The sequence below is a fragment of the Defluviimonas salinarum genome (assembly GCF_026013545.1).
Lineage (GTDB): Bacteria > Pseudomonadota > Alphaproteobacteria > Rhodobacterales > Rhodobacteraceae > Albidovulum > Albidovulum salinarum.
Genome location: NZ_JAPDOG010000021.1, coordinates 17,557 through 32,249 on the forward strand (window position 1 = coordinate 17,557; position 14,693 = coordinate 32,249).

The 14,693-nt window shown below is 65.0% G+C and carries 5 protein-coding genes; 4 read left to right on the forward strand and 1 reads right to left on the reverse strand.

The features are described from left to right. Nucleotides 1–265 precede the first annotated feature (265 nt). From OM960_RS18615 to OM960_RS18630, 4 genes are all read left to right on the forward strand, one after another. Nucleotides 266–9,769 carry an FG-GAP-like repeat-containing protein gene (locus tag OM960_RS18615; RefSeq protein ID WP_264772992.1) on the forward strand — a complete coding sequence of 3,168 codons (9,504 nt, stop codon included), beginning with the start codon at nucleotides 266–268 and terminating at the stop codon, nucleotides 9,767–9,769. Continuing rightward, nucleotides 9,748–10,620, forward strand: a complete 873-nt coding sequence (locus tag OM960_RS18620; protein WP_264772993.1) for a hypothetical protein — start codon at nucleotides 9,748–9,750, stop codon at nucleotides 10,618–10,620. The genes OM960_RS18615 and OM960_RS18620 overlap by 22 nt, the downstream gene beginning before the upstream one ends. 99 nt (nucleotides 10,621–10,719) lie before the next feature. Continuing rightward, the gene (locus tag OM960_RS18625) at nucleotides 10,720–12,447 is read left to right on the forward strand and encodes an RHS repeat-associated core domain-containing protein (RefSeq protein ID WP_264773046.1); all 1,728 of its coding nucleotides are present in this window, start codon (nucleotides 10,720–10,722) and stop codon (nucleotides 12,445–12,447) included. Between the two features lie 139 nt (nucleotides 12,448–12,586). Beyond that, nucleotides 12,587–13,159, forward strand: coding sequence for a beta-barrel domain-containing protein (locus tag OM960_RS18630; RefSeq protein ID WP_264772994.1), 573 nt, complete (start codon nucleotides 12,587–12,589; stop codon nucleotides 13,157–13,159). Nucleotides 13,160–13,196: 37 nt separating this feature from the next. Here the strand turns inward: OM960_RS18630 and OM960_RS18635 are convergent, their stop codons facing one another. Continuing rightward, entirely contained in the window at nucleotides 13,197–14,333 is a 1,137-nt protein-coding gene (locus OM960_RS18635) for an AAA family ATPase (RefSeq protein ID WP_264772995.1), read from the reverse strand. Between the last annotated feature and the right edge of the window lie 360 nt (nucleotides 14,334–14,693).

The following is a 14,693-nucleotide window of genomic DNA, read 5'->3' on the forward strand; positions in this document are numbered from 1 at the left end:
CATCCGGTCGTGTCAGCATGTGCCTTATGGTTGAATCATGCCGTCGGCCATGGCTCGCAAGAGGCCATGCAAGACCAACGTGGAAAGGCCATCTCACCCCGACATCGTCCGCATGGTTTCGGCGTGAGGCAAGTAACATAAGAAAATAACGTAATAAAATTCGACGCTGACCGCGCGTTCGTGTTGTAAAACTTTCTCTTGATTTATGCCGCGTGCTGCGTAGCGTTCACCCAAAAGTAGATTGATTTGTTCGAAGGGGACGTATGTGAAGACGCTTTCCGGTCACGGCATCCTGGCTGCCGCTCTCTCCTTCCTGACCTTTTCCACTCCCGCATTTGCAACCGAAGGTGTCTCGCTTCCGATCGTTGCGTCGGTTGGAAGGAGCGTCCTGCTCGATCCGACGGACGGGTTTGCGGCGGCGCCGGGGGAGCGGCTTCGCCCCGAATGGCGCTGGGTCAGCCGGCCTGCGACGAGCGTCGCGGATTTCAGCGCGACCGATGTGCTCAGACCCTCGGTGACGCCGGATGTCCCCGGCACCTATGTCGCCGAACTCGCGCTCTACGATGCCACCGATCCGGCCGCGGCGGCGCCACTGCATACGACTCGGGTCGAGTTCGGCACCGGCAATCTCGCGCCGGTCGCCGCCATCGTCGCGCGCGGCTATCCGGGCGGTTCGACGCCGCTCACGCTCGACGCGACCGACAGCTACGACGTGAACGGCGACGCTCTGACCTATGCCTGGTCGATCGAAGCGGCGCCGGCCGGCAGCGCCGCCGCGATAGGCGTTTCGAGCGCGCCGATCACCGGCCTGTCGCTGGATCTGGAGGGCTCCTATCTCATCGGCCTGACCGTCGCGGACGACAGCGGCGCGGCCTCCGCAATGGCGATGTACGAGGTCCGGTACCTGCCGAACTCCGGCACGACGGATGTCTACCGGCTGTCCTACGACGTCACCCATTCGGCCGGGACGGCCGTAGCGGACATCATCGCGCTCGGCGACCGCTCGATGGCGGGCGGAACGCATGACTACGTCCCGTCCTTCACCCTCGATGACGCGGTGACCGGGATTGCCGACACGCTCACCGTGACCCTCGATGGGGTCGATTACGCGCTGACGACTCCGCAGGATTTTCTCGATTTCGCGAATGTCCTCGAGCTCGATGCCGACGACGGAACCAATGCCCGGATGTCGCCCGATCCCGCGGGCGACGACCTCACGTTCATCTTCGGTTCCGGACGCGGGTCGGTCACGCTGAACGGCATCATCGGCGCGGACCTGTCGCGCGCGGATCTGCAGAACCTCGGGGTCGATCATTACGAGGGCGTGGGAGGACGCCAGGTGGCGCCGGTTGCGTCGGGCGGCTTCGACCAGGTCGCGGTCCAGCCAGGCCGGACGGTCGTCATAGACCCCTACGAGAGCAGCGATATCGATGGCAGCGTGCTCGTATCCGACGCCAGCCTGTCGGTGCAGCCGGCGGGATCTGCCGCGACGCTTCAGTCCGATGCCGAGAGCAGAATCGGCTTCGCACCGGATCTGAACGGCGAATACCTCATCTCGCTCAGCGTCATGGACGGCATCTGGTCCGCTCAGGACCAGATTCTGGTGGCCTCCGGAGCCGACGCCCGTCTGCGGCCCGTCGCCCGGATCGCCGACATATCCGGTCTTGCCGTCGGCAGCGAAGCAATCCTCGACGGAACCCAGAGTTACGATCTGAACGGCGATCTTCTGAGCTACGACTGGCACCTGCTTCACCGGCCCGCAGGCAGTTCGGTGGCGATCTCCGGTGCGAGCGGCCCCGAGGCGGCCTTCACTCCCGATCTTCCGGGACTCTACGTCGTGCAGTTGCAGGTGGAAGACGGTACGGCCGCGGGTGTGCCCGCGACGCGGGCCTTCGTCGTTGGCGCGCCGTTGCCCGATGCCGATGCCGGCGCCGACCGTCTCGCCGGGAACCTTGGCCAGGTCACGCTCGACGGCTCCCTCTCGACGGGCGCTCCGCTCACCCATTCCTGGGCTTCGATCGGCCTGACGGGCAGCGGTTCCTCCGGCACGCTCGATGACGGTTCTCTCGTCGCACCGACGCTCTCGCTCGACATCCGCCAGGGTCGGTTCCGCGACGTGATCCGCTCCTCCTCGGTCTATCACATCAAGCGCAGCGACCTGGGCGGGCTGTGCGATTTCGACGTTCGGCTGCCCGCGGATATCGCCGGTGCCAGTGCGGCCGAGCCGGTAGGCATCACGCTCCATTCGCGTGGCCAGCAGGCGACCGGTACGGGCACGCTGCTCGTCTGGGAGATCGAGAACAAGAATGACCATACCCGGGTCGTCCGGCTGCAAACCGCGGACGGTCGGGATCTCGGCGACCATGCGGTGCCGGGACGCGTCTCCGTGCATGTCACAACTCCGGAGATCGGCAATCAGGACATGGTGGCTTGGGTCGGCGGCCAGCAGGTCGCAAGCGACCGTGTGAAGAAGAACCCGTTCAACCGCAACAACCCGGTCTGCACCGGCCCGGGCGCCGGTGTCGTCCAGCTCGTGGTGAGCGGTCAGAACGGGATATCCCGGCCCGACACCGTGGTGATCGGCAACATCAACCTGCGCCCGGTGCTCACCCGTGGCGCGCGCCTCAGCGTACTGAGTGGCGAAGGCGTCTCGCTCTCGGCGCCGCCCTTGAGCTTCGACGCCAACGGCGACGCGCTCACCCATGGCTGGTCGCTGCTCTCCCGCCCCGGCGGCAGCGGTGCGACGATCGCGGCCGATCCCGCCGTGAAGACGGTCGCCGGCGACAGTCTCGCCTTCGCGCCAGACCGTGTCGGGCTCTACCTGATCCAGCTCACCGCCGATGACGGCGCGCTTCTCGGCGCCCCCGTGGTCCTCGAGGTCGAAGTCGTGAACTCGCCGCCGGTCGCGGTGGCCAGCGGCGACACGGAGGCCCATGTCGGAGAGACGGCGACCTTCAACGGTACGGCATCCCACGATCCCGACGGCGATGTGCTGAACTACAGATGGACCCTGACGAGTCGTCCGCAGGGCAGCAGCGCGGCCGTTTCCGACCCGTTCGGCCCGATCGCAACGCTGTCGCCGGACCGCCGCGGAAGCTACACACTCTCGCTCGAGGTCTCCGATTACGAGTTCACCTCCGCTCCGGTCGAGATCACGATGACCGCGCCCAATCGTGCGCCAGTGGCCGTGCTGGAAGGCCCGTCTGAAATCAATCTGGGCGCCGAGACCAGCTACTCCGCCGCCGCCTCGAGCGACCCTGACAACGATCCGCTGACCTATTCCTACCAGATCACGGCACAGCCCACCGGCGCCGACCCTCTCCTTGCCGATCTTGGAAATGGCGGGGTGGGGTTCGTGGCCGATCTGCCGGGCAACTACCGGCTGGAGGTCAGCGTCTCGGACGGGCTTCTGACGACGACCCGCAGCCTCGACATCACCGCGCGGCCCCGCAACGCCCCGCCCGTATTGGGCGACCTGCGCGACCGTTACACCGTCGAGCTGGGCCTCGAGTTCGCGCTCGACCTCCAGGGGACCGATCCGGACGGTGATCCGATCACCTTCTACGCCACGCCGCTGCCGCTTGCGCAGGGAGTTGCGCTGAACGCGAACAGCGGCGCGATCCGGTTCCGTCCCGAGGCGGGACAGATCGGCACCTATTCCTTCACAGTCGGCGTGTCGGACGGAACGCTGACGGACCACGCGATCCTGACCGTCGACGTCGTGGCCGGCACGGCCGACGACACCTCGGTCCACGGCCGCGTGCTCAACGCGAACGATTTCGCCGACGGCGTCGAGACGCCGCTTGCCGGCATGCCGGTGCGGCTTCGGGACGCCGCGTTGATGACGACGACCGCCGCCGACGGCACGTTCAGCTTCGGCAGCCTCGCGCCGGGCCGTGACCAGGTCACCATCGACCCCTCCGCCGATGGCGGTCCCGGCGGCTATCTGGGCGAGGTGCGGGCGATCACGGTCACCGAGAACCAGAACCGCGATCTGTCGCCGGAGTTCCTGCTGGTTCCGCTGGACGACGGCTGCGCTACGGTCGTCGCGGGGCAGCAAACCGTGCTGTCCGGTGCGGACTCCGGCCTGACCGTGTCCATTCCCGCGAATTCGGTCAAGGACGCCTCCGGCGCGGCCTACACGGGAGACGTGTGCCTGGGCTCGCTGCCGGATCTTTTCGAACATCCCGGGTTTGTGGACGGCACCCGGGCCTGCCGCATCTACGCGCTCGACGCGCCGGGGGCGGTGTTCACGCAAGGCATGACGATCACCGGGCCGAACCTCGACAACCTGCCCGAGCAGACGCGGCTCGAGCTCTGGCGTGTCAGCAGCCTGAACGGGCGCTTCCGCCGAACGGCGGATGCGGGTGTCGATGCCGGCGGGGCGACCGTCAGCAGCACGCTCTCGCGTTTCGACGAAAGCGACCTCTTCACATTCCTGCCGCAGGCGCCGCAGACGATTGTTTCAGCGGACCAACCGACGGGCATGCGGGCGTTGACGCCCTTCGAGGGCGACAATGCGGCGAGTTACACGCTGCCGGGATACACCGCGTTCGGCGAAGCGCAGCAGGTCACGCTGAGCTATCATTCCCAGGCGGCCAATCCGACGATCATCGTCGCCGCCGACGTGACGATCGCCGAGGACGCGTCGCTTCCGGTGACCCTTGGAACCCGGATCGAGGCGGGTGGCCTGTCGCTCTCCGACAGCCGCCACTGGACGCCACGCCAGGCGCTCGACGGTGCGGCCCCAGCACTCGTGGGCGAGAAGGTGACCCTGCGGCAGTCGGTTCCGGTGGATGGCTCGGGTCTGGGCAGCGGCCGGTATTCCTACCGGTTCACGAGCCGGGCGCAGTACGATTGTTCCACCGTCGGCGGGTCGCACGACGCCGAGTTCTACGTCCAGGACGGGACGGACAGTCCTTACGGCAACGGCTGGTCGATCGATCGGTTGCAGCGGCTGGTGCTTGGCCCGGACGGGAAGGTCACGATCACTGACGACGACAGCGTCACGACCTTCGATCCCCAGCCGACGCTGACCGAGTTCGAGGATGAACCGCTGATCTTCCCGACCGTGGGTACGGCCGGGATCGGGTCCGGCGACGCGGATGGCGATGGCGACATCGACGTATTCTATGGCGAGAGCGGGACCGGCAGTCTCGGAGTTCTGACAAATCTCGGCGATGGCGCGTTTCAGCAGGAAGACACCCTGCGGGTCGCCAATCCCAGCGCCGTGCCGCAAACCGGCCTGTACCCGCCCAACCTTGCCGCCATCGCCGTGGGCGAACTGACCAACGACGGTGCGCCCGACATGGCCTACGTGATGCAGACGCAGGAGGGCTATGGCTACGCCGAGAACGACGGGTTCGGCAGCTTCTTCAAAGCGTTCGAATCTCTTGGCCTCGGACGCCGCGCGCTCGACGTGGCGGTGGGCGACATCGACCGGGACGGCTATGACGACATCATCTATGTCGCCAATTCCGGCTTCTTCACCTATCTCACGGATGAGATCTGGATCAGCTACGGCGGTCCCAATGGTCGCACCCTGGTCAAATACGCCGGCTCCACCTTCGGCGGAGCGGGCGCGCTTCAGGTCATCGTCGACGATGTCGACGGCAACGGTTTCGACGACGTTGCCCTGCGCACCCGGCAAGGCATGGATTTCCTGTTCAACAATGGTAACCGGTCCTACAGCCGGAAAAACCTCAGGGCGGGAAACGGCGGTTTGAACGTGCTCGGGAACTTCGGCAGGCTCGCCGACTTCAACGGCGACGGCAAGCTCGATATCGCCTACGCCACGCCGAACGACCTCCAGATCCTGCTCAACACCACCGGCCAGGCGTTCGGCGCGCCCAGATTGCTGCCGCGTCCGCCAAGCGCTTCCGACGCGACACCGGTCAACCTCGGTGACGCCGACGGCGACGGTATTGTGGATCTGATCGTAACCAGCGGCCGTGAGATCGCCGTGTACAGAAGCAACGGCGACGGTACCTTCGCCCCGTTTGAGATCGGTTTGGTCGACTACGGGTTCAGCGACACCGAACTGGCCGATTTGAACGGCGACGGGAGCCTGGATCTGATCTCGACGCAGCGGTTCAGCGTCACCGTGCATTTCTCGAAACCTTCGGCCAGCGGCACGTTCGTGTCCGGCAAGGGTGAATTCTCGACACTGGAACGTCTCGCTGACGGCACCTGGCAGCGACGCTACAAGGACGGCACCGTCATCGAGTATGATGCGGCCGGGTTGCAGACGGCGGTGGTGGATCCGCAGGGCAACCGCAAGGAATACGGCTACGGTCCCGACGGGCGGCTCGCGACGATCGTGGACCAGGTCGGTGGCGTCACCAGCTTTGCGTATGACGGCGAGGGCCGGCTTGCCTCGATCAGCTATCCCGACGGGCGGACGACGACGTTCACATACGATGATATCGGCAATCTCACGGATATCGCCGAGCCCGCGGGCAGCAAGGTCGGCTTCGCCTATGATGCGAACGGCCGCCTGATCTCCACGACGAACCAGAACGGCAACACCACGAGCTACTCCTACGATGCGGTCGGCAACCTGAACGGCGCGACGCTGCCCGACAGCTCGTCGGTCAAGAACCAGGTGGCGGCGTCGCTCGGTCTGGTCGACGGACTTGGAGGGCCGGCGACCCAGCCGCTGATCTATGTGAAACCGGAAGACCGGGTGACGACCGTTACCGACCGCAAGGGCGAGGTCACGACGGTCGAGGTGAACCAGTTCGGCTCGGTGATCCGCGTCACCGACCCCCTCGGACGCACGAGCCGCTTCATCCGCGACGAGAGCAACCTCGTCACTCGGGTCGAGCGGCCCGGGGCGAACGGAAGCACCCGCGTCGACACGCTGGAATACGATGACGTGGCGAACGTCACCGCGATGACCGAGGCCGTCGGCACGCCCGCGCAGCGCACGACGCGCTACGGGTACGAGCCGGTCTTCAGCAAGGTCACGACCACGACCGATGCCGGCGGCTTCGTGACGGCATACGAAAACGACGCCACGGGCCTGCCGACCAGGGTCACCGATCCCGAAGGCGGCACGCGGCTGATGACTTACACGGCGCAAGGCCAGCTCGCGAGCCGGACCGACGAGAACGGCAATGCGACGCAGTTTGCCTACGACGCGCGCGGCAACCTCGCCTCCGTCACCTATGCCGACGGGTCGGTCACCCAGACGACCTACGACGCGAGCGGTAATGTGACGACTCTTGCTGAAGCCTCCGGGAGCGCAGAAGAACGGGTGCGCAAAGCGACTTACGATCTTCTAAACCGTCCGATTTCGCAAATTGATGCGCTGTCGAACGCTATCCTGTACGGGTATGATCCGGTCGGCAATCTCACTCGATTCGAAGACGCTGCGGGTCGAGTGTCCGTCATATATTTTGATGAGTTAAATCGTGAGGTTGGGGGCAACGATCCGATAACGGGCGACACCACCGTATCCTATAGCGTAGGTGAGACTGAGATCGTTTCTACCGATGCCGAGGGACGAACCGATCGGACAGAGTTCGATATCCTGGGGCGACCCTCGAAGATAGTTGAGGCCCATGGGGCCGCTCGCGAGGGCACCTACAACAGTGCCAACCAAGTGGCGACAATGATTGATGCCAAGGGAGGGACGGCCTCGTTCCAGTACGATGATCTGGGCCGCACTGTAGTCGTTCAGGAGCCTTCGGGCGAAATCGTGACGACGCAGTACGACGTTCGTAACAATGTTGTCGGTGTTGTGTCCGCAAACGGTGATGCTGTGAGTTTCGGATATGACGGGAACGGTCGACTGCTCACGATGGCCACGGCCGACAACGCCTACATGTACAGCTACGACGCTGCGGGCAATGTTCTCCAAACCACCGACAATGACACATCGATCTCGGCAACGTATGACGCGATGAACCGGCTTGCCTCAGAAACGTTCAACTATCCCAATCTGCCCGCCCCGGTTGTGCTAAGCTATGAGTACGACACGCTTGGCCGGAAAACGCGAACGACCGACAGCTTCGGCGGAACGGTTGAAATTAACTATGACGCCGAAAACCGACAAACAAGCGTAACCCAGCCTTGGGGTGGATCGATCGATTTCACCTATGATCCGGATGGGCGGGTTCGTTCAAAAACTTATCAGAACGGAACGGTGACCTTTGCAAACTACGATGCCGGCGGCCGGCTGGCGGGGCTCAAGCACAGCTTCGCTGGCTTGGACTTCCTCCACGAATCGTTTCGTTACGACCGGGCCGGTCGGTTGATCGAGTTGCGGGACGAACTGGACCTGACGAAGTCGCGAGCGTTGCTCCACGATGCCGGGAGGCGTTTGGTCGGCGTAAACGTAGGTCTTCCGGTTTCCGAAGGTGGTATGCCCATTCCGGCCGAAGATTACTCCTATGACCTTGAAGACAACCGCACCGCTTCGCACCTGACCTCCGGCTACGAGTATGATGCGAACCACCGGCTTTTGGAGACGGCGAGCTATAGATACACCTACGACGCGAACGGCAACCGAACGTCTCGGACCGGCAGGGCGACGGGCGAGACGTTGACCTACAGCTGGGACGCCCAGGATCAGTTGATCGGTGTCTCATCCACGGACGGATGGTCGGTGAGCTATCTTTACGACGCCCAGCAGCGGCGCATCGGCAAGACCGTGACCGGTACGGAAGGCGCGGTGACGGAGCAAGCCTTCGTCTACGACGGGCCGAACGTCCTCTTCGTCTTCACGACGCGGGACGGAGTCACTACGTCGCGCCGGTGGATGAACGCCTATGGCCTCGATAAGCGCTACGGGTTCGAGGACTACGCCTCGGCCACGCCGACGCCGGGGACGGGCGCGCGCTACGAGGTTCACACCGACTATCTCGGCAGCATCGCCGCGGTGGTCGATTCCGCGATAGGTGCGGTCGTGTCGCGCTATCGCTACGACAGTTTCGGGCGGCGGAGCGTTGTGGCCGAGGCGGTGGATCCAGGCTATGGCTTCACCGGCCAGCAATATGATGCTGAGACAGGTTTGCAGTACCACCGCGCGCGTTACTACGATCCGGCGGAGGGGCGGTTCCTGTCGACCGATCCCTTGGGCTTCCCGGACGGACCGCGCAACGCCTATGTCTATGTCGCCAATACACCCTATCAGAAGATCGATCCGCTCGGCCTCAATGCGACCTCGCCGTTTCTCGCCTTCGCGAATGATGCGACCTCGAACGGCATCTATGCCGAGTTGGTCACCGGTGGTGCCATGGGTTATCTGTTGAAGTCGCTCGGGGAGGCGGCGGATTTCCTCGGCACCCTCTATGGCGCCGGCGGCAGTGGCAGCGGGATGACCTTTGGCGGCAACATGGGCCGATCGCCCTTCAACCCGTTCGAGGCCATGAACGAGAAGCTTGCACAGTGCCATTCGCTGAATTCGAGCGATAAATTCAACTTTGACGATCTCAACACTGGTCGTACGCATGGAGGACCAGCGCATGACGCGATGATCACATGGCGAATGAACGACCTGGCCGCGCAAAAAGGCGCCAAGATGATAAAGGGCGCAATCGACGTGGGGTCTTTCATGAAAGATCGCCCTCAGGTGAATGCTGGATTCGAGCGTGTGAGCACCTGCCGCCCCGACCTGCAGTACAACTTTGCGGGAGGTGAGCTTCATATGCTGGAGGAAATGTCGGTCAGTTCGGCGATCTACAGAGAGGTGGCGAAGGCAATCGTGATGCTGCGCGCCGATCCGAACGCAGCCTGGCTTCTTTGGCGAGGAAGAAGGCGGTGACGAGTGGTGGAGAACGCCTGCCGGATCAGGCAAAGCTTGGATTTTTTCTGGTCGAGGCTCCGCTGAAAACGGTCGAGTCCCTGTTCCGTGGGATCGTACTAGAAATCAAACGCAATATGATTGAAGTTCAGGGCGAGCCCGACAAGCCCTATTCGATGCTGCGCGAGGACCGTGCTCGGATAGGCGAGCCTTTCGACTATGCGTTCCAATACGATGTAGACAGGGAGCGGTTTCTGCGAAAACCTCAGTGGTATCAGAATCTGTTCCCGTTGCGGGGTATCTTTCGCCTTTCCAGAGTACGATCGAATTTGGAGTTGGTTCTTGTCGAGTTTGAGGGGCTCGGAGGTACCTGGCCGCTTTTTGATCTCAACATCTCGATAGTCAGCGGGGCTGTGGTATACAAATTCAGTTCAACAACCCGCTACACGATCTACGATTCTTCCCCGAGCTATGATCCCCCACGAATTCCATCACAGCCGGTCGCTTTTAACAGCATGTCGCTGGTGCGCCCGGACGGTCTGGTCCGCAGCATCACCGCGGGCAAACAGAACGGCAAGAGCTTCTTCCGGCAATATGGTGATCCGTTGCCGTTCGAGAACCCGGACCATTACAAGAAACGGATCAAGACCGAGCGCTTCAACCGCAACATCCTGTGCGACTATCTCGAAGCGCTCGGTGTCGATCCCGAGGCCACGTTCGATCGCAGGGAGCTTGACGATCCGGTCCTGTTCACGATCGACCCTGACGGCGAGTTGCTCGACCCTTATGTCGAGGACCTCGAGCGCTGGCGCGCGTCGGAGCAGCAACGACAGATTCTGGGAGCAAAACTGATCGGTATTGGCCATTCGTAGGCGGACCATTTTGGCCAGCGCGGTGGATCCGGGCTGTGGCTTCAGCTGCCAGCAATATGATGTGGAGAAGGGCTTGCAGCACCACCGCGCGCTATTACGATCCGGCGGACCTACAATGCCGCCGGCGAAGTCACCGAGCATGTCAACGGTGACGGCGAGACCCACCGCTACGCCTATGACGCGGTCAGCCGCTTGACGGAGACGACCGACCCCGAGAGCTATGTCAAACGCTTCGCCTATGACGCGAAGGACAATGTCACCTCCGTCACCGACGGGCGCGGGGGGCTGACCGCCTTCACCTACGATACGCTCGACCGGATGGTCACCCGCACCAACCCGGTCGGCGAGGTGATGGCCGGGGCCTATGACACGCGCGACAACCTCGCCACGCTCACCCGCGAGGACGGGACCGTGGAGACGGCGAGCTACGACGGGCTCTCGCGGCGCACGCGGGTCGTGACCCCCGACAACACGCTGGCCTATGCCTACGATCCGGGCGGCAACCTGACCGAGGCTGCGGACGGCGACAGCCGCGTGACCTTCACTTACGACAACCGCAACCGGCTCGCCACGACCACGACCGACGGCACCGTGGGCCCGCAGCCGCAGGTGACGCTGAGCTACAGCTACGACGAACTCGACCGGCGGCTGACGATGTCGGATTCGCTCGGCGGCACAACCTCTTACGACTGGGACGTCGAGGACCGGCTCTCGACGCTGACGGCGCCCTGGGGGACGGTCTATTCCTTCGGCTATGACGGGGAGGGGCGGCGGGTCTCGCTGACCTCGACCTCGGGCCGGGCCTCGTCCTGGGGCTACACGAACGGCCTTCTGACCGCGCTTTCCCATGCGCAGTCGGGCGTCACGCTGACCGATCTCACCTATGCCTACGATCCCGACGGGCAGTTGACGGCGATCGTCGACACTCTCGATCCGGCGAAGTCGAAGGCGATCTCCAATGATGCCTTGAACCGGCTGGTGCAGGTCGCGGAGGGCGTGCCCGTGGCGCAGGGCGGGGTGCCGGTGCCGGTCGAGGACTATGCCTATGACGGCGAGGGCAACCGCACCGCCTCGCATCTCTCCGGCATCCACGAGTCGAACGGGCACAACCAGCTCCTGGAGGACGACAGCTACCGCTACGCCTATGACCTGAAAGGCAACCGGGTCAGCCGGACGACGAAGGCCGACGGGGCGGTGGAGAGCTACGCCTACGACAGCCAGAACCGGCTGGTGGGCTACACGTCGCCCGCGACCACGGCGAGCTACGCCTACGACGCCCTCGACCGGCGCGTCGCCAAGACCGTGGACGGGGCGGAGACCGCCTATGTCTACGATATCTCGCCCGAGGATCCGCTGGCCAATGACGACATCGTCATGGAGTACAGTGACGGCATCCTCACCCGCCGCTGGATGCATTCCGACGCGGTGGACGAGCCGGTGGGCTTCGAGGAATACACCGCGTCCTCGGGCGTGGGCGCGGGCACCGAACACGCGCTCTACGCCGACCGGCAGGGGTCCGTCATCTGGGTGACGGAACCGGCGACCGGACAGGTGGTGGCCGGGTATGAATACGACGGCTACGGACGCCTTACCCAGACATCAGGGACGCTCTCGCAGCCCTACGGCTACACGGGCCGCGAATACGACACCGAAAGTGGGCTCTACCACTACCGTGCCCGGGCCTACGACCCGGCGGCGGGGGTGTTCGTGCAGACCGATCCGATTGAGTTTGCCGGTGGGCAGCTAGCACAATGCGGAGAGGTCAAACCTTACCGGCCGGCGCAATTGAAGGGGCGGCTTGATCTGAAGTGCTACTACGGGGAGTAGCCCGTCCGGCCGACCACATCGCCGCACAATTTCTCGATAATAGCCGTCCGCCGTTCGAGCAGAACCAACGCGGTTGCCCTGGGTTGCCAGGCCGTGTGTCAATTCCGGCGCAAACTCGGTCCGCGACACCGAGCTCGAGATGATCCAGCTCGTGCGCGAGGCCCGAGAACGGGCGGTGACCGAGCTCGGCGAGGTCACGACGACCACGGGCGAGCTGACCGAGCAGATCATCAGCACGCAAAAGCAGCTCGAGCGGGTCGAGATCCGCGCACCGGCGGCGGGCTATGTGCATGACATGCAGGTCGTCACGCTCGGCGGCGTCGTGCCGCCCGGCGGCGTCATCGCCCAGATCGTCTCGCATGACGGCAGCATGGATTTCGAGCTCCAAGTCGCGCCGGCATCCGTCGACCAGGTCCATGCCGGCCAGGAGGTCCGCCTGCGCTTCTCCGCCTTCGACCAGATGTCGACGCCGGAGCTTGCCGGAACGGTCGGCCTCGTCTCGGCCACGACGCTCGTCGACAAGGTGACCGGCATTCCCTACTACCTCGTGACCGCGCATGTCGCGCCTGCGGAGCTGGCGCGGCTTAAGGGCAAGGAGCTCGTCCCCGGCATGCCGGTCGAGGCCTTCATCTCGACCGGCGAGCGGTCCGCGGCGAGCTACCTCGTGAAGCCCTTGCGCGACCAGATGGCCCGCGCCTTCCGCGAGGACTGAGGCGCCGCGGGGACGGGGCGTCGCTGCCCGCCCCGCCTCACTGCAGGATCGGCTGGTCGAGCACCGCCTCCGCCCGCTCGATCATCCGCGTGACGTGGCGCAGCGACTGGCGCTGGCCCGACCGGGCGCGGCGGAGGATCTCCGCGGCGATGATCTCGGCGATCTCCGCGCCGAGCCGCGCGGTCGCCTCGCCGCGCGCGAAACCGGCGAGCTGCGCGGCGCTCAGGTCGGGCAGCTCGACCACCGTCAGCCGGTCGAGGAGCGGCTGGTGGATCTGCCCCGCGGTATTGCTGGTCATCACCCAGGAGACCGAGGCCATGTCGAAGGGCAGCTGGAAATACGGGCATCTCCAGGCCCGTGCCGTCATGGGTTCGACGAGGCCGAGGAGGACGCGGTGCAGGCCGGGCAGCGAGCCCTTCGTGGTGTCGGTCCGGCCGTCGCCGGCATCGAGCTCGTCGACGAGGAAGACCGGATTGGCGATGCGGCGGTCGAGCATGAGCCGGACCAGCGCGCCCGGGTTCGCCGTGCCCCAGCCTGTCTCGGTGCCTTGCACGCCGAAGACGCCGCCCGTCGCCCCGGCATCGACCTCCCCGAAAGGGACGCCGAGGGCGGCGGCCGCGGCGCGCGCCCAGCGGGTCTTGCCGATCCCCGGCGGACCGAGCACGAGGAGCGGGCCGAAGCCCGCCGGCAGGCCCCGGCAAGCCCGGCGTCGGGCTTCCGTCCAGGCGGTCTCCGTGAGCCGCGCGAGCCACGGCGCCTGCGCGTGGATCCCGGCGAACGCGACGTCGATCTCGGCCTCTGTCAGGTGGACCGCACGGGCCGATTTCGAGAGCGCGGCCAGCGCCGCCTTCTCGTCGGCATCGATCTTGCCATGCAGCCGCGTTTCCGGCGGCAGCCAGGACCAGACACGCCGCGCGGCGGATCCGAGCCGGGCCGCCTGCGCGTCGGTCAGGTCGTAAGGCAGGAACGGGCAGTCGGCGATGCCGCTCGGGAACGGGCGGCCCGGGTGATCCCGCTCATGCGCGCGCCGCGCCTCCTCCAGCCAGGCTTCCGCCTCCGGGCGCATCGCCGCGCGCTGCCGCTCGATGATGCGGTCGCGGACCCTGTGCCGGAGATCGGCCTGAGACCGGCACGAATGCCGGATGAACTGAACGATAGGGTGACGGCGCTCCACGGGCGACCTCCGGGTTATAGACGGGATTGGGATGTGGAAGGCGAGGAAGACGCGTCCGGTTCGAAGGGCCGGTGCCGTACTCAGGGGGAACGTCCTTCGCCGGCATGCCTCCGCTGCCTCCCGCGAGGGGAGCCGGTCAGCGTATCGAGACGATGCGGGTGCGGCTTGTCATGCGCGATACCTGTCAGCAGGCGCGGGCGGCGTCAAGGGGCAGATTCGGGGTTCTTTGAGCTGGCCATCGAACCGCTGGCGTCCTCCGTGGCGTGTGGTTTTCTTTCCGTAGCCGGTGTCGGGCGCATTTGCGGATCATCTGGACTCCATGATCGCCGGGGGAGCTGACCGAGGGGTCCAAGGGCAGGC

What these genes read in the sequence shown, in the direction of transcription:
- OM960_RS18630 (WP_264772994.1), top strand. Translation starts at nt 12,587, where the DNA reads ATGATCCAGCTCGTGCGCGAGGCCCGAGAACGGGCGGTGACCGAGCTC.